This window comes from Pseudovibrio sp. Ad13, assembly GCF_001623225.1.
Lineage (GTDB): Bacteria > Pseudomonadota > Alphaproteobacteria > Rhizobiales > Stappiaceae > Pseudovibrio.
The window spans coordinates 238,146-256,867 of record NZ_LMCC01000013.1 but is presented as its reverse complement, the minus strand read 5'-3'; the positions used below and the strand labels follow the sequence as shown (position 1 = coordinate 256,867).

General features: G+C 52.5%; 4 protein-coding genes. All 4 read right to left on the bottom strand.

Annotation, left to right across the window (positions count from 1 at the left end; translation table 11 throughout):
* Position 1: 1 nt before the first annotated feature.
* The gene (locus PsAD13_RS14880) at positions 2-11,830 is read right to left on the bottom strand and encodes a LysM peptidoglycan-binding domain-containing protein (RefSeq protein WP_063318644.1); all 11,829 of its coding nucleotides are present in this window, start codon (positions 11,828-11,830) and stop codon (positions 2-4) included.
* A 32-nt stretch (positions 11,831-11,862) separates the two neighbouring features.
* Positions 11,863-15,456: a hypothetical protein gene (locus tag PsAD13_RS14875; RefSeq protein ID WP_063318643.1), complete on the bottom strand. Its 3,594-nt coding sequence runs from the start codon at positions 15,454-15,456 to the stop codon at positions 11,863-11,865.
* A gap of 371 nt (positions 15,457-15,827) precedes the next feature.
* Positions 15,828-18,014 carry a molybdopterin cofactor-binding domain-containing protein gene (locus PsAD13_RS14870; protein ID WP_063318642.1) on the bottom strand — a complete coding sequence of 729 codons (2,187 nt, stop codon included), beginning with the start codon at positions 18,012-18,014 and terminating at the stop codon, positions 15,828-15,830.
* A gap of 1 nt (position 18,015) precedes the next feature.
* Positions 18,016-18,477, bottom strand: coding sequence for a (2Fe-2S)-binding protein (locus PsAD13_RS14865; protein ID WP_057465391.1), 462 nt, complete (start codon positions 18,475-18,477; stop codon positions 18,016-18,018).
* Positions 18,478-18,722 lie beyond the last annotated feature (245 nt).

The following is an 18,722-nucleotide window of genomic DNA, read 5'->3' as shown; positions in this document are numbered from 1 at the left end:
CTTACACCCCTTCTGTTTCGCTTTCATAAGATGGCAGAGGTGGAATGATGTCATCGGTGCACAGGTAGAGGTTTTGCAGGTTGAGCAAGGGCATGGGGTTTTCCGTCAGATTGGACATGATATTCATGGCAATGTTCAGCTGAGCTGCATTGCAGGATGGTTTATGCGCCTGTGCCCACGCCGTGATTGAGTTGGCAAAGTTTTCAAGGATATCGCCCTCAGGTTCGCCGTTGTTCTGGATGGTGACGGGGGTTGGCGGCAGAAGAGCGATTGGCAGATCGATTGGCTCTTCTGTGAGGCCTTGGGCAAGATGATAGCTGTAGCCAATGTTAAGCTGCAGCGTAATGTCACCAGCATACTCACCATGAAACAGCATGTAGAAGAGATGTTCCAGATGCTCCTTCAGACTCCGCTGATAAGGCTCATTTGTGGGGTTGCCGAGGTATGCGATGTTGAGCGGCTGAAAGCTGGACAATGTTGGGTGGAACGGATTTTTAAAGGTAGCCGTTGGCGTTCTGAACACGAAACCATCTGTGATTTTGCCGTGGATGTCGCTGTTGCGGATCATGTACATGGAAGCCAACGCATCTTGCCGCGCGAGCACCTGCATGCCCGGCATGACGACCTGACGATCACTCAAGGGCTGTGCAATATCCTGTGTCAGATAGGTCTGCTTAATCTTCGTTTTCTGGGTGTAATAGTAGGTGTAGGTCTGCTTACCCTCAACACACGCACTGCTGTCCAGATGGCTTGTCCAATCCGGAATTTCGACCACAGGGTCTCCGGTTAGTCCTGCAGGCGGATTGCAATCCTCCAGTATCAGTTTGACGACCCAGCGCTGTGATGTTTGCTCCGTTGGAGTGCTATAGTCCTGATTTTCCTCCAGAAAGCTGAAACTGATTGTTTCGCTGCCCTCTTTTTGTGAGGTTGCTGCAAACATCGCAAAGCTGCTGCTGGCGTTTGCTTTGCAGATTATGTCTTCGTTGACCTTGATGATCACAGCCAGAGCCTGTGCCGCCTTCTCGATGGCATCAGCCGCCTGATTACCAGCGTTTATGATTGGAACATACTGGTCCAGCGTCATGGTCAGGTTGTTCTGGATGGTGATGAATTGCGCGAGTTCGGCAAAGGCATCCATGAAACCGGTGAGTTCACCTTGCGGTTTGTCTTTGAGGTTGAATTGGATTTGCCCATGAGCTTTGTCCTGCAGGTAATGGAAGTTCAGGCCGTAACTGTATTCGTAGTTCCATTTGGTGATCTGGGAGAGTTTCTTAGCCTTCTTGTCATAGGTAGGGCCAGCTTGAGAGACCATGCGCGGCGTTTCCGGGAAACTGCGCAGCAGGATGGGCACTTTGAAAGACCCAAGCGGCTTTTCAAGAACCGGAGTGCCTTCCGCGTGGATCGGAGAGAGCCAGCTTGAGGCTTTGTAGTCGGCTATGCCCTGAACCGGGCTGATCTGATGTTCGAGAGACGTGACTTTGTAGCTCAGATCCAGCGAGAGGCATTCCGTTGTCTCTCCCAGTTTTTCTGAGGCCTGAAGCAGGAAGGTGAGCGGTTGCTCTGCACCATCTTGCAATTTCAGTTTGGCAGACGTGAGCGAGAAAAGGCTTGAGAGAGATTTTGCGGGTGTTGGCTCCTGCGCGGCTTCCTGTGCATCCGGTGGGCAATCTGCCACGCTGTTCAGGTTGATGTTGCCGTAAAGCTGCGGAGTTTCTTCATCGCCTGTCAGCGGAATGTTGGCGGTTATGTCCGCCCCGAACGAGAGGACAGCCTGTGTTGTGTAGAGATTGGAAAGCTCCTCCAGCAGCGTTTGTTTGAAGGTCTCTTGTGCGGAGGTTAGCCGTGTACTGGTGCCATCCTGATAGATGGGTGCCAGCATGCGTGCCGTGATCTGCGCAAGGCTTTTCTTTTGCTCCGTCAATGCCTCCATAAAGCCGCTGACGACTGCAGGGCTCTCACCAGTGCAGGAGATGCTTTTCGGTTTATTGGCTGCGAGTTTGTCGATGAACAGGATTGAGGAGGAGTATTTGGGAGACAGCAGCGCGTCAAAAAATTCAAAGTACTGTTTCAGCCAGACGTCCATCTCAACATTTGAGAAGGTGCTTTGAACCGAAGTACCTGTGAATTTTCCTGTACTTGCGTCAAAATCATCCAGTCCGGCATAGGGATAAACCGAGGCACTGCGAGAGATCAGCGTGTTACTGACTGGAAGCGGTGCGTATATTTCTGGTTGGCTTTCATCTGTGATGTGGAAGGAGATTGGATCTCCCTGCTTTGTGCCAATACGCACACCCCAGGTTGCATTGGAAGACACGCTAGCGGATGGCGCATATCGGCTGATACCGGAGGCGACCATCATTGTGAAATCCGGACCATGGATAGACTGCGCTACACACTGCGCAAACTCTGCCAGAATGTCTGGCTTTGGCTTCGTCGGCTTTTCGGAGTCTACGTCACCTTTTTTAGGTTTCGGGGCACTGACGGTGGTTCTGATTGTTATGGTGTTGGCAACAGATCGTGTCAACGGATCGGCTGCATAATCACCGACCGCTATGCCGTGGGTTCGTTTGAAGACAAGCTGTGTTGTGAGCTCAATGATTGGTTCCTGATTGAGGCTGCTCATTGGCACTGTTACAGGCAATGAGAGCGGCGGAATTGTTTCAATAGTATCGGTTTCTTCAGGGTTGCTTTGCCTGATCAGGAATTGTTCGATGTCTTGCCACCAACCGACCAGCTGTTCAAGTTCGTGTGCTGAGAGCTGATAGGTGTTGAGCGATAGTGTCGAGTTGACCTCTATTGCAAAACCGTTGGGGTCATTAAACTGGGCCAGCATATCTTCAACGATAACCAGTGCTGAGTGCGCTCTTTGCTGTGCGATCTCCGGATTTTGGCCTTTTTGCGGGAAGAAGGGTCCACTATCAAAGCTGAAGGTGATGAGGATCGTGAAGTTTTCCGGGTTCGTTTCAGCGCTACCCTCAGGCTGCACTGTCCAGTTTGCAGAGGTCGAGGGCCATTGCGAGAGCGGGATGATCTGATCTGTGTAGCCCTGAAGTGCCGGCTTGCTGTTCAACTTTCCTGCGTGCTTTGTGGGCTCGTCCAGTGTTGATAGGATCGTATTGCCGTAATAGTCGTTCCATCCGAGTTGAGTTTGCAGGAGCAATCCGTTGGCACTGTACGGGTTAAGTGTCGTGGCTTCTGAGGCGTTTTCGGTTTTTACAAGGCTGAGATACGATATTACGCCATGATACATTTCCGCATCGCCAGCAGACGCTTCCAGAACATATCGGATCTTTCCCTCATTGGGCGAGGTAGACTTGCCTGAGGCACCAATGGGCAGGCCCATGTTGCTTGGTCTGAAGTCCTGATTTCCCAGAATCTTATAGGCCAGCAGGCTGTAGTTGTTGAGAAGCAAGGCCGTCGCGTAGTCATCTCCTGTTCCACCCTTGGGTATCTCCGGCGCCTGCTCACGTTGTGCATTTAGCGCCTGAACGCCGGGATGTTCTCCGGGTTGAACAGTCAGCGGGCCAGCACGCAGAGTGAGTGTTTGACCGGTGACGAGCAGTTGCTCCATCTCTGCGTTCGCGCTGGCAACAACGATGGGCTCTGTGCCGAAGTAATCCGCAATATCTGACAGGCATGTGCAGCTCGACAAGTCGTTGCTCAAAGTCTTGGAGCCAATTGTCAAATCAATCACAGGCAACCGTATTGGTGCGCCAGCTGAAACTGTTTCGCCAGTCAGACGCGGGTTTACCTGCTTTAGCTCTTCAACACTTGTCCCAAAGCGCAAGGCGATACTTGCGAAGGATACATCACCGCTTTGTGGAACCCGATAGGTGCCCTGCTCGATACTGATGGTTTTGCCCGGTATCAGCTGGATTTTGCCGTTCGCTGATGTGTCCTGATCTGAAGTCAGAGTGTTGGCGATGAGTGAGTTGAGGTTGGAGTGATAGCGTAGCGCAATGCTTGCCAGCGTATCATCATCAGTGGTCGTGTGCTCCACCAACTCGCCTTTGGCAGCGGCCGTCAATGATGTACCTGAGCCTGCGATTGGCTGAGCAGTTGCGAGCCCGTTGACGTAGGCGTGCATGTACTCCTGATCTTCATGGATGATGACCAGAGACAGCGTCGCCTCGCCTTTTTCGTTAAAGATATCCGGCGGTAATCCGGTCTGCCCGTCATCAGCGGTGTAATAGAGATAGAAGCCACCCGAGTTGGTGATGCCAGCTTCCCAAAGCAGTTTGACCAGTGACATGGACGTGTTGAGAAGCGTCGGGCTCTGGCTTTCCCTTACCGCCTCAGACAACAACTCTCCGCTTGGATTGGTCACCGTGGAGAGGTTGATTTGCGACAGGCCGAAGGTGACATTGCTGCCGCCCTCACCCACAAAATGTGTACCGCTGCTTTGTGAGCCTTTGCTGTAACCGAGCGTAAGAGATACAAAGCTATGATCCGCAGGCAGGCTTTGCAGCAATCGCTCCAGAATGACAACGCCAGCTGAACTCACCCCATTCAGCTCATAGGTAGTTTTCAAGGCCGCATCCGGCGCCGCTTTAGCTTCCGCCGCTGGAGCGCTCGATGTTTGAGCTGGCAGTTTCTTGATGGAGAACTCAATTGTTGAGGCCCAGCCATAGTTTGTCAGCGGGGTTTTGCTGGCCTTTCCAGTTGCAGCATCCATCGACACCTGCTCAACAAGGAGCTGAGGAGGCACAACTGCGTTGTTTTGTGCGCTGTTGGCACCAAGTGTCGTTAGTGCTGCAGAAAGCGTCCACAAACGCAGATATTGGGTGTTGGATGGCTTTTGAGGGTCGTTTGTGGGAACGTTGATTGGCTCTGCGCTTTGCCAATTGATGAAGTGCGGGATTGGGAAAGCGCTTGGTTGCTGCTCAACCTTTGCAAGGAGTGAAAGTTCCTCTGGTCCAGCTGACAAGTACTCTGTCTTCCCGTAGGCGTTGACAGCTTCAATGCGTTGATAGTCCTTGCTTGCAGTCGCCTCATTGTCTGACGGTACATCCACCTCGTATTTCAGGGTGGTTTGGTCATTTCCAAGTGTGATCCAATCTGCATCCTTTGGCTTGCTCAGCAGCAAGGAGAGACTGCTTGTCAGCGGCGTTGGGATGGCGAGCTGCTGACCGGACAGAGCGAACAGGCCAGCCTCATTCGGCAGACTGAGCTTTCCAGCCTCATCCTTTTCAACCCAGATGCCATCAACAAGTGGTGTAATGCCACCTGTTGGCAGACGCATACCGTGGAAATAATAGCGTGAGGCCATGCCTGACAGGTGGGTGATGCCACCCGTTCGCTGCACTTCCTTGATGAGCTCTCCAACGGAGAACTGAGGCAGATGTACGATGCTCAAACTGCCAGCATCCGATCCTGCGTTGGAGCCCGTGGCGCCTGCAAACAGATCGGTGAGCTCTCCGTTTGCGGTGATTGCCAGCGCTTCAACATCAGCGTCAAACTTTTGCGCGATGGATGAGAGGGTATCTGTGTCCGTTGTCTTTTGCGTGAACGCTGGCATCTGCAACGTAGAGCCGACAACCAGAAGGTCCTGCTGGGCTTGCACAGCACTGCTGCTGGTCAGTTCATCAATGATAATCCCAAGAGCTGATGCGACTGCATTTAATGTTTGCCCACCAGAGACTGTATGCTTCTTCTCAGTTCCATCTGATGCGGTGTAAACAATCTGAGCTCCGCTGCGCAAAAGGCCCGCGACTGCCTTGTTTTTACTCATGAGGTCAGAGGCTTCGACAGTCGCATTATATGGGTTGTTGCTAGCTAATTTTTGGAAGGAACTGTTCGCAGGGATCACAAGCGGTGCAGTCGGAATTGTGACGTTGAGGCCTGCTGTCAAAGGGTGGCTGTTGTTGGCTTTGAAGAGGTCTGTGAGGGTAAAGTCTGCTCCGGAAAAGGCACCTTGGCTGTTGACCCAACTCACAATGCAACTGGATGTTTTTCCAGCTGGGAGCGGATAATTGAAGTCGCGTAGACCGCTCAGGAGGTTTTGCATCATCTGCTTCATAATCAGCATGAAGTAGTTTTTATATATATATGATGCTATTGATGTTTTACTGCCACCTACATCAATCTCAAAGGGGGATTTTCCACTCTCTTTTTCCACCTGAACACTGAGCTGGTTAAAGTAAACTTTTAAGTCTTCCAGGTACTCGGTGGTTATGGAATTGTAGTCTGCAAAAGTATAGGAGAGCGATGTTTTGCTGTCTTGTTCCAGCGCGATGCTGAGTGATGGCAACATGGGGAAATAGGTCGCTTGCGCCTCTCCTGGACGGGACGGCAAAGCAATATGGAGCATGAACTGTTGCTGCAGGAACGTGGTGATGTCCTGCTGGGTCAATGCGTCTGACGAGCCTTCCAACTCACCCAGCCTGTTCAGTATGGCGTTGATCTCAATCGCGCTGATTACGTGGTTATCGACCTGGTCTGCACTGGGGGTTTCATCACCCATGGTCGCGGCTACAAGCCAGCGGGTTACCATCTTGGCCAGAGCCTCGAATGCAGTGTCTGTTTGCTGCCCTGCGGCCTTCTCATAAAGCTCCGCATCTTCCGGAGTTGCTGGTGCGGGTGCTGAAATGAACAGGTTGGCGACGTAACACGGCAACTGTGGCGCTCGGGCCTCTTTAGAAGACGACCAGTTCTCATCCTTTGCCAGGGTCAAGCCGTAGCCCAGATGGATCTCCAGCGGGTTTTGAGAGGGATCCGCAGCGGGTTGCAGGTTTGCCCAGTTGAACTCTACTGGAGCTGCCTCATAGGCTCCCGTCAGCATTAGCAAGCGGCTGTAGAGCGCGAGGCGGTCCGCTAATGGTGCAGCAAGCAAGCCTTCGTAGGCTTCAGAACCATCAAGCCAGGGAGCTTTACTCGGATCCTGGAGAGCACCTAGTTTGAAGGTGGTATGAACGTGCGCGGAGAAACTGAAGCTCACTTTGATGGTGAACAGGCCAAGATCGATCTTCGCAGAGGCGCGGACATCCACCTTAGCTGAAATTGTGAGGGGGATCGGCTCGTATGAGGCAAGCTTGATCTGTGCGCTTACCTCGATCCTGATATTGACCGAAGCCTTGATAATAGCAAAATCTATGGTGCCATACAGTTTACCAATGATGCCAAAGGTTCCTGTGAGGGAGAAGAAATATTCGCCCTGCAGTGACAGAGCATCGCTGCTGCCTGAGTGATGATCTTCATAGGCATTCCACTTTGCTAGGATGCCTTGCAAAATTCCGAAGGCGGTGAGGCTGAAGCCCGCTTTGAGAATGCCCATATCAACGGACTTGCCGAGCCCCAGCTGCGCGCCGAAGCCGAAGACCAGATTGGGGTTGAAGAAGCCTTTTGTGGAGACTGGCAGCCCTTTGACAGAAGCAGCAGGCAACTTGCCAAAGTAGAACCCTCCTCCGCCTTTCACCGGAATACCCGGCGGTACGATGGCCTCAACTGAGAAAGAATGCGAGAAATTGTTGTTCCAGGGGAAACCGACATCAATCTGGAAGTCACCGTTGGTGTAGACCTCAATCCCGAATGTGGGCAGTGTGATTGTCACGGCCCCAACATCAATGCGGCGCATGATTTCCGGCAGTTCGATGGAGGCTGAAAATTTACCAAGGCCCGGCGAGACTTTTTTATAGATGACCTGAAAATCCAGACCGGAGAAGACCTTAGCCGCTTTTCCATTACAGGCAATGCGCAGTGCATAGAGACTTGGGTCTGTCAGAACCACTTGCAAGGTGAACGTGTACTTCGCGCCGGTGCTTTCAAGGTCGCCTTGATGTTCCTGCCCTAGTTCTTTGCTGGAATCGATCCTCAGAACACCGAAGTCCGTTGCAAACAGCCAGTTGATGTCACCAGCAAAGCCGATGTCGGGCACCTTCTTCACTGAGGGTTTGTGAAGGTCTCCCAGAATATCGACAGCTTGCTGCACGGTGGTGACGTCTTGCAGGCCTTTGACGTCCACATGCTGCCCGCCGGCGAGTAAACGCAGGTCAAGATACTTGTTGCCAGCACCGCCGGGGCTAGGTGTTGTGGAGGGTTGATCAGCTCGCCATGACGGCTGTTTTTTTGCTTCCAGCCCGTTATGAGACAGCCAGGGAAAATCACCTTTCAGCTGCACGAAAACGCCTGATTTCTTTTTATAGGTGAGCGAAATGCCGGTCACTGAGGCGATTAAAAGGTCGATAGGACCAATTTTCACATCAAATTCAACGCTTCCGGTGTTAAAGTCCCATTTGAGTTCAAAATCAGAAAGTTTGACATCATTTAACAGGTCAAATGGCGCGGCGAGCCCAAACTTTGTTCCGGTCATCCATTCCACAAAGGTTTCCACCATCGCACCCAGAGTGGTCGTGTCTGTGAACTTGACTGTCGCACATTGATCAGCCAATACCTCTGCCGAGAACGCGCCCCAAGTGATCCCGAAATGTGAATGCATTTTGGCATATTCATAAAATACGGTGAGCTCGATGTTCTCCCAAAGCACATCAGCTGTCAGCAATGCGTATTTGCCGTTTTCTTTTGCAGTTTCATAACGGGTCAATGATTTAGCTGGTTCAATGAAGACAATCTCTTCGCGGTCATCAAGCACCGGAATGCGCGCTTTGCTGCCGGATAACAGCAGCTCACGTCCCCCTGTATCTCCAATTTTTGCCGTGAAAGTCACATCCGGGAGCCATTTTGGCCTCACGTCTTTGTTGAGGCTCACTGTTCCCCCAAACTCATAACTGGCCGCGGATGTTCCGGTGCCCGTTGAGAAGGTTACATTCAGATCTGAGAGGTCTACATCGATAGCATCCGGTGCCCAGTTACTGCCGAAATAGGCATCAATGATCTGGCTGATCTTGATGGGTGTATCGCCCTGTTCTCCGCGGAACGTCCAGAGATGGTTGTGCGTGTCGAATGTGGCTGTCACATTAACTGGGACGGGCTGAACATTTGGCAGACCATCAAAAAGCATTGTTGAGGCTTTGATGGAGCCTACCGAGCTGGTTCCAACACCTTTGACTTGGATGTAGATGTCGTTGAGCTCGAACTTTGCAGGTGGCAAGGTGATTTGCCAGCCTTTCAAATTTACGCCAGCCTCAACGGAATAGGTGCTGCTGTTCTTGTTCTGGCCGGGAGAATATTCCAGTGACAGGTTTGCAATATCGGCATCAACGTCAAGGTGATAGCCGCTTGGCAGCAGTGCATTCACGAAGTCCGAGACAGGCAGGTTTGCCCCATCCGGGCTGAGTGTCGCAGTAACAGTGGTTTGCGGATAGGTGGCAGAAAGATCGAGAATTGCTGGGTTACTGCTTGAACCGATCACAGCATCTGTGGAGGCCACCCAGCTTATCTGACGTTTGCCGGTTGGCTGTGAAGCGGTGATCTCAAAACTCAGGTTCTTCAGGTTCAATCCACCAAACAGATCCCATTCCTTGCTGTCTTTCAGGGAAACCTGAAAACTGTCTATTCTCTTGTTTTTTTGGTCATAGTTGAAGCGCAGACCATCCACATTTAGCTCGTTCAGGTCGGCAAATTCTGAGGGGATCGAGTTTGCAAAGTTCATCCCGCCGATGAGCGTGAATATGGAGTTCAGCGAAGGGGCTGCCTCCTCTGCAAATGCTCCCTGCACCACCATCTTGTTTTTGGCAGAGCTAGGGAAATCCATGTGGAATGGAATGAGCGTGTCGCCGACCTCAATAGAGGTTTGCACACCACCTGTGAGACGCGCACCATTGCTGGAGAACTCGACGGACAGACCTGTGTCTTCCAGTGCGAACCATTCGACGCCTGGTAACTCAAGCTTTTCCAGCGAGATTTGGAGTTGGACTTTGTAATTACTATGATTTTTACTCGCTCGCCCTGTGCTGGAAACGGTAAATGTGACTTCCAGTTCTGTGCCGAGAAAATCCGAGGTCTTTCCCTGTACGATGATCTTGCTGAGCTTTTTTGAGGTGTAGACAGGTTTGATCGTCACGGGGCTTTTTACGGAGCCAATTGTCAGTCCGCCTGAGCCCAGTACTGTTTGCAGGAAGGTGTGGAACGGTCCCTCTTTCAGCACATTGGGGATTAGAACGAGCATCCCATTTTTTGTATTGTACGTCAGTGAGGTTTGCAGTGTTTGCAGATCAGAAAAAATGCTGTCAGAGACGCCACGTGCGACCGAAGCAAGAGCAAATCTGGCCGCTAAAAATCCAAGTGCTTGTAATAGTTTATCGTTTTGAGGAGCAGTGTAATACTGTTTGAGCCCATCAAAATACTCGAAGTACTCGCCCTTTTCTGAGCGAAACTGGGTCACCATATTCGATATGGTTTGCGCCAGTTCATTGGGCGGCATGGTTGCTTTGTAGCCCTCTTGAAACGCGGATGTTCCGAGAGCAATCTGGTTTTTGGAGGTATCTAAAAGCGTTGCGGTGGTTGGTGTTGTACTGCTGGCAGCTTTGCCCTTGCCGTTTCCAAATGTGCTTGGATAAGGGTTGGACGTGAAATTGCCGAGTTTGAAGAACGGCTTACCCAGGTTTACAGCCCGATTGGCGCTTTGAGTGCCTTCCAGAACGCTTGGCAAAGTGGCTGCGCCATACAAATAGTCAATCACGTCTGGCGGCAGATCAGACAAGGTGGTGACAACAGTTGCACCCGATTTCAGTTTGCTGAGGAAAGCAGCCCCAGCAGAGCCTGACAGGTCCTTATTCAGGTAAATACCGGTACCTGAGCCAGAGGTATTTCGGAACACTTGCTGGTTCTTGCAGTAAGCGTTGATGTTCTTTGTCAGCTCATCAAGAGATGTGGTTGCACCCTGCTTCGCCGCGTTCTTTTGAGGAAAATATCGTGCGAGTGTTTGCCATGTGGAACTGCTCAAATCATCCAGGACAGCAATGACAACCGGCTTTTGGGTAAAGCCTTTTTGCTTTTGCAGGAGTGCGGCTGCAGCGATGAGCTCAAAGGCAATCCCTTCTGCATTGCCGACAAGCGATGTTTTGTCTGTCGATGACCCTGGCAGGCTCGCAACCGGAAAGAACTCGATGCCGGATTGGCCTGATTTTCCAAGAGCATTGCTGATGTTCTGCGCCGCACTCAATGCCTTGGTGTTGACCTCCGGGATCTTCCTCAGGTCCGCCCAGTTGAGCTTTGTGGTCAGATTCTGTTTGAAACTGCGATAAGCAAACTGTGAGCCTTGCAGAACGAGCTGATCATCGAGGTTTATGGTCTGTTTCAGGCCCGGTAGCACCACCAAGGAGTTGGTGGAACAAGTCTTTTCAGCCTGCGTGCAGGTTTCGGCTGTCCAAAGATAAGGTTGAAGCAGGACAAAGTAGCTGCATTTCACTGCAGTCGCGATGCTTGTATTGTCGATGTTGGGAATGTTACCGCCGCCACATAGACATAGCGGCATCGTGCCAGACAGGCCCGGCACGGAACGGTGGGTTATCTCGCCAACGGTGGTTTCCTGATAAGCGTGAAAGGTGATTGTAACGCCGTCCAGCGTCATTGATGCGCGGGTGGTCGGGTCAAAGCCGGGTAGCAGCTGCGCCAGTTCCTGCAGGAGCGTTTCTTGGCCACTGTCGTAAATCAGGTCCACATCTACCTGAAATCCAAGGGAAATCATTCGCTTTAGGAGGTTGATGGTATTGGCGGCGCTGCCTGATCTTTGGTCTTGAGAGAGGAAGTAGCGCAGCTTTTTACCGCGCAGGAAATCCGTGAGCCGTCCAAGAATGTGACTGGAGAGCGTCGCGTTCAAATCCTGTGCAGCAGACGCAAACAGTTGCACCAGATTGGCAAGCTCTGAGGACAGGCTCTCTTCGTCTGGCGTGGCTACGCGCTCGAGTGGTTCGATTGGACTGTGCTCGTTCATCTTGCTGCACCAGTGCTGATTAAAGGAGTGATTTATTTGCTGTCGGCGGGCTCGTTGTTGTAGACCGCGTACCAGGTCAGACCTGTGGTTTTGGCCGAGCCCTCGTTGCTCTCATCTGGCTCGGAGAACAGATAGAACGATGTGGCGCCGCTTGGCGGGATCTTGGCCAGCCCCAGAAACTTGATGGCGATCTCATTGAGAACAAACATGTATTGCTTGTTGGCATCAGCCTCTTTGTTATTGGGGTTCTCCGTGTAGAGCAGTTGGATCGGGCCGTAGGACATTGAAAGCACGTTCTGCAAGCTGATGAGCGAGGCGCCGTTGGAGGAGCCCGGCATATGGATGGCAGTCTTGGATTTGTAGGTTTCGCCCGTGGAGTCGGGTGACCATGCCAGCAGCAAATCAGCGGTGAGGCCCAGTTTGCCTGCGAGGTCTCCGGCGGTGCCGAGGCTGACTTCGAACTTGAGGCCGTTCCATGTGTCTGACAGGCCTTGCTGGCGGACGCTGGTTACAACATCCAAGTATCCCATGGAAGCTGGCGTTTTATCTGCGCTGTCGGAGCTGACAAACCCTTTCAATTGCAATGGCATAGTGGCAACAAGGCTACCGCTGCGAGGTGTGCTGTTTTTGCTGTCGAATGTCAGCTGAGCGCTGTCCCAAGTGATCTTCTGGCTTTCGTAGGCACTCGTTTGTGCAAAGCTCATTTGCAGGCCGAGCTCGTTAAAGGCCAGTCCATTCTGGCTGGTTTGCTGGTCTGGCTCATTGCCAAAGGAGAATAAGTCAACTGGCTCGTTCTTGCCTGCGCTGAGGATCGCGAAATCGAGGGAGCCAGTGAAGGCGAAGCGGATGAGTGGCTCTGTTAGATTTTCCTGCGTTTTTTCATGTTTGGAGACGGTGTTCATTCGCGCGGATGTGAACTCTGTTTGCTCCAGGATGTTGTTGTCGACCGTGAACAGATAGGGATGGGTTGCAGCCATGGTGTAGGACGGGTGGTTGTTGTTGTCCTGATAACTCGCTTTCATAATCAACGACTTGTACTGGCTGCCTTTGGGCTGTGGTTGGCTTGCCGGTAAAACGGGCTTTGAACTGACGGTCTCACTGCCAAAAATCCTGGTCATGGAGAGCTGTGCGAAGGAGGAGAACTTCTTTATTGCCGAGTTCTCAAAAAGCACTTTGAGCGAGAGCAGGATGAAATCATATGTGCGCGTTGCAGAGGGCACAACTGGCTCCGGGCTCGTTGCTCCCTTTGGTACAATGAGGTCACTGTCTTCATAGTAAATCAGCCCATAGACCGAGCTTTGCTTCTTTATTTCGATTTTTTCACCACTTGCACCTGCCTTGATCTGATTGATGCGGATAGCGAGATGGTGGGCATAAAACTTTGCTGGATCGCGCACACCGGCCACAATCCCAGCCAATTGCTCGGGTGGTGATTTGATACGCGCGCGTAGCATAAGTACGCCGGTCCAGTTGGGGTCGGCAGCGGTCAGGTTGAAGCTTTCGAAGTACTCTGTTGCCGGGTTCTCATAGGCTGCTTTGAAGTAGTCCTGAAGCCATGAGGAGACATTGACCAGCTGGGCTTTGTCTGGTGTGTTTTGGCGCTTGGTTGTTGGAGCGGCGAAGGTTTCTTTTTGGGTCCATTTTTGCGGATTGGAGATGAGGTTGTCTTTTTCACTGCCCTTCGGGTCGTAGAGTGGACCGCGTATTCCTTTAATAATCAATATGTTGGCGTAGTCGCCGAAATCTGGTGAATTGCCGACATCGGCTTCGATTTGCCAGTCTTCAATGTTCAGCGTGTTGAGGAAGGTTGAGCCTGCTTCACCTAATTCTGATGGGTTTACGGCGACCAAAAACAGCTGATTGGTCTGGAAGGCCTCTATGAGTTTGGGGGATAAATCTTTGAAGGCAAAATCAGAAGGTGTTGGTACTTTGATTTGAGCGAGTTTGACTTCCTTCCAGTGACTGGCGTCTGTGGGTGATTGCAGCGTGGCGATGACGCCCAGTGGGGTTGTCAGGGTTGCATCCCCCTCTCCTGTTTGCGCCTTAGCCTCTCTGGCGTTGGATTGACCGTTGGTCAGAGACGCAATCACCTTGCGGCGGGTTGGAGCAATGATGCTTTTTTCAAACAGGGCGACATCACACTGAGAATAACTCGGGTCGCCCTCATCCGTACCGGCGTAGGGGAACATGGGGAAGGCCTGATCTTCCATTGGCGGCAGTGTGTAGGCCGGACTGACAGTGCCCAGCAACTCCTTGTTTTCCTGCCAGATTTCATCATCATAGCCGTGCAGTGCGCTGCCGTGGGGCTGCGCCACATAGGTGATGGATGTTCCGCTTTTTTCTGCGGCGTTATCTGGCGGGAACACCTGTACATACGACGTTTTGTAGTTGCCTTTGAGCGGGGCTCCTTTGGGTGCGGGGCGTCCAACGGGAGACGACAAAGGCAACGGGAAAACCGGTGCGTAGGCAGGCTGATCGGGTATAAACCGCAGCCGTGCTCCCTCAGAGAGCGCGTGTTCTGCAGCACCAGGAACTTCCAGAAACTCCGTGCCGCCCAGTCCGCACATGAAGCGGGCTTTTGTATCGTCGTGTGCGACAGGTGCACAGACGAGGAAATCACCAACAGGACTGGCGATAAAGCTATGAAGTGATGAGGCATTCTCGTAGCTCGGGGTGAGGATAATGCCTGCTGGCTGTGCATCACTCACATGGCTGTCAGCGGTGATACTCTGTAAAACAACGGGAGCGCCGTAGGTGGTCCGGTAGAAGCTGTTCAGGGTTGGTCCCTGCCCGCTTTCCTCTTCGGCGCGAAAATAGAAGGCGCAGCGGTTGGGATCTGTTCGATTGTGCGTCGGGTAGATGTTCAGCGCATCGGTGACATCCACAATGAGCGTCATAGGCAGAGGATTACGGCTGCCATCATCGCCTGTACCCAAGGCGAAGCGTTGGCCATTGACGCCGGTTTTGGTCTCCGCATCTTTCGTAACCCATTGAAAACCCAGATTCCATTGATCATGAAGAGCGCCGCGCTCGAACTCGGCATCAAACACAATGGCACCGCGATCCGGGCCGGAGCAGCGGATGTCTGCCTTGCTCACCGACCCCGTATCCGGGCTGAGATATCCTCCCAACTGGATGGCAGATTCTGAGAGTTGCAGGTTCTCTTCATCTTCAGAAACACCAATGTAAGCGCTTGAATAGAACTCGATGGTGAGTTCGGGTGCCAGAAGGTAGGACAGACTGCTGGTTGTCACTGTTCCCGCTGCATTAATGGAGAAGAAGGCCGGGCGTTGGCCGGTGTAGTCACGAGGGACTGGAAGCGGCGTTAAGTCTCTGGGAAGCCACATGAAACCGCGCAGTACATTCATGCTTTGCAAGTAGGCATGCAGGCCAGATACCAGGTCCTGTTGACTGCTCTCTTTGCCTCCACATTCAAGTGGATCCGGGCAGTAAATGAAGGAGCCTGAATAGGTTTTGCTGGTGAGCGCGTCTTTGAGTGAAATGCACTTGGGGAGTTTGGCTCTTCTGGTGGCTACCTTGCTGACAACAAACGCAAAACCACCGGCGTTGTCGCCAGAGTTTGGAGCCAGATAAAGGCTTTTGCAGGTTTGTTGCAGGAAATCCATTGCTCAGCTCCCAAAGCCCATTCCATCAACGGGGATAAAGACAGAATTCGGGAGCACTGCTCCGCGCTTTTAAGGGGAACATAGGGTGCAGGCAGGCTTCAATTTGCGACAATTGAAGGTTCACAAAGTGAGCTGAAAAGGTTTCATCTGTAAGAAGTTGTTTTCGCTTCACAGATCAGAATAGATTTGATTTTACTTATAAAAAACAGAGCGTTAGTGCGTCTTACACACCAAATAAGTTGTGAGCTGAAAAATGATCGTGTTTTTGTGCGTTGGTTTGCGTTTTTTACGTGTGAGCTGCGTTTTTTTGTAAAACACACAAAAGGCAGGCTGATGGATATTCAGCCTGCCTTTTACTCTGCCAAATCAGTTTAGGCGAAGGTGACGCCTGCCTTGGTCATTGGGAGTTCGGTTACACGTGGTCCTTTCGCTGCAATGGCATTTGCCAGTGCTGGAGCGGATGGTGGTGTGCCCGGTTCGCCGACGCCTGTTGGGGCTTGTGTGGAGAGGACAATGTGTGTTTCAATCTCGCCGATATCCCCGATGCGGAGCGGTTCGTAGTCCGGGAAGTTTTGTTGGATAACTTCACCGTTCTCCAGCGTGATCTCATCGCGCATGGCGTGGCCGAGGCCGTAGCCGATGCCGCCTTCCATCTGTGCCTTGATCACATCCGGATTGACCGGGATACCGCAATCAACGGCGCAGGTGACTTTTTCGATCTTCACGCCGTTTTCTGCATCACCTGAAATTTCGACAACTTCGGCAACATAGCTGCCAAAGGATTTGTGGACCGCAACACCTTGAGAGCGACCCTCAGCGCCTTTGCCCCAGTTGCTTTTTTCAGCAGCCAGTTTGAGAACGCCCGTCAGTCGTTTTTGATCTGGCGTATCGCCTGCCAGATGGGCCAGACGGAACTCAACCGGATCACGGCCCGATGCTGTTGCAACGGCATCCATCATGGCTTCCATGACGTAGGCGGTGTGGGTGTGACCAACGGAGCGCCACCACAAAACGGTTGTGGCTGGTTTGATGTCCGTCAGACCCGCAAACATGCCCGGAATGGAGTACTGCGTCGGGGTGACGCCTTCTACGGAAAGATGATCGACCCCATCATGAACCGAGAACGCCTCAAACGGGGTGCCCTTGGAGATGGATTGACCTGCAACGCGGTGATCCCAACCTGCGATGTTGCCATCTACATCAAGACCAACACGAACTTTGTGCGCAAATGCCGGGCGGTAGTAGCCACCGGTGATGTCATCTTCGCGGGACCACACCAGTTTGACCGGGCGGCGGCGATCCGTCATCACAAAGGAAAGCGCTGCTTCTACCTGATAATCGACCGTTGGTGTTGCACGGCGACCGAACGAGCCGCCAGCGAACATGGTGTTGACCTGCACCTTGTCCATTGGCACCTGAAGGATTTGCGCAATCGCTGCATGTGGTGAGGTTGGCATCTGACAGCCGTCATGCAGGATCACGCCGCCATCTTCTGTCGCCTCAATGGTGCAGGTGAGCGGTTCCATTGGCGCATGTGCGAGCAATGGGAAGTAGAAGGTCTCTTCCACCACCTTGTCTGCGTTTTCAATCGCACCTGCAATCTCGGCCTGATCGTTTTTGGTCAGGTTGTATTCCGGCACTGTGTTGAGCGCAGCCATCAGCTCTTTGTAGACGTCTTCAGAACTGCGGCTTTCAGCTGCTGAATTGTCCCAGGTGACTTCCAGAGCTTCACGGGCTTGAAGAGAGGCCCATGTGTTTTCTGCGTAAACTGCAACACCAGCTTTGTTGGGCAGTGTAGCTGCACGGATGAAGCCTTTGACATCCTTTGCGGCGCTGTCGTCAAAGGACGTGACAGTTGCACCTTTGCGGGTGGCCCGTTTGATGGTGACGACCATCTGATTATCAAGCTGGATGTCCATCGCGTATTTGGCGGTGCCGTTGATCTTTGGCGGTGTGTCCTTGCGGCGCACACTTGCGTTGCCGATCAACTTGAACTCGGATGGATCTTTCAGGCGCGGGTTTTCAGGTGCTGTCAGCTTGCTCGCGGCGGCTACGAACTCGCCGATTGGCGCTTTGTTGCCGCCACCTGAGATCACGCCATCTTCCAGCTTGAGCTGGGCGGCGGGCACATCCCATGCCAGTGATGCGGCTTGCAACAGCACTTCACGGGCCGCGGCGCCTGCCTGACGATACTGCTTGAAGCTGTTGAACATGGCGGTGGAGCCGCCGGTACCCTGGATAGGTCCGAATGCCGTGTTGTTGTAAAGCTTCGGGTTGGATGGGGCGAACTCATACTCTATCGCATCCATGCTGACGCCCAGCTCTTCTGCAATGAGTGTGGTGAGGCCGGTTGCCGGACCCTGCCCTTTTTCAAAATGTTTGACGATCGCAGTCACGGTGCCATCTGCTGCAATCTTTACAAACGGATTGAGCATGGTGGTGTCTGCAGCATTTGCAGCGGCCATAGAGCCGGATGGGGCCACACCAATAACAAGAACGGCGGCAGCAGAGGCTGCTGCCCCTTTGAGGAAGCCACGACGAGAGGACAACACGCTCATATCAAGCCTCCATAATTTCTGATGCACGTACGATTGCGGAGCGAATGCGCTGGTAGGTGGCGCATCGGCAGGCGTTGCCGTCCATGTAATCGTCAATTTCTTCCAGTGTTGGCTTTGCGTTTTCAGAGAGCAGGCCAACGGCAGACATGATCTGGCCGGACTGACAGTAACCACACTGGACCACGTCCAGCTCTGTCCATGCCTGTTGCACGGCTTGTGCTGGCGTGGACTTCAGGCCTTCAATTGTGGTGATCTCAGAATCTTCCACATCTTCAATAAACGTTTGGCAGGAGCGGACCGGTTCGCCATCCAGATGAACGGTGCACGCCCCGCATGAGGCGACACCACACCCGAATTTTGTTCCGGTGAGCTTGAGTTCATCGCGGATCACCCAAAGAAGCGGGGTTCCTGGTTCGGCGTCGACCTTATGCGTCTGGCCGTTCAGCTTTAAAGAAATTGCCATCAAAAAAAATCCCTTTTTTGATCCGTAGCGGTTGGCTGGGTCAGCAATAATCTCAGGCACTGTTTGAATGGGGCAGTGTTGTATGCGGAATGCGCTATTCTGCTTTTTGAGCCTGAAACAAATGATCTGTAGTTATCCCTAGCACTCGCCTCTCTCGCTTTCAGTGGCAGATCGCGCCAAAGTACTGCCATATCGCGCCACTATGTAAATTGGTACTGGCACACCTAGCAAAAATTCGAGATGAA

Excerpts from the sequence above, each read along its gene's own strand:
- PsAD13_RS14870 (WP_063318642.1), bottom strand. The coding sequence starts at position 18,014 with ATGAGCGTGTTGTCCTCTCGTCGTGGCTTCCTCAAAGGGGCAGCAGCC.
- PsAD13_RS14880 (WP_063318644.1), bottom strand. The coding sequence starts at position 11,830 with ATGAACGAGCACAGTCCAATCGAACCACTCGAGCGCGTAGCCACGCCA.
- PsAD13_RS14865 (WP_057465391.1), bottom strand. The coding sequence starts at position 18,477 with ATGGCAATTTCTTTAAAGCTGAACGGCCAGACGCATAAGGTCGACGCC.
- PsAD13_RS14875 (WP_063318643.1), bottom strand. The coding sequence starts at position 15,456 with ATGGATTTCCTGCAACAAACCTGCAAAAGCCTTTATCTGGCTCCAAAC.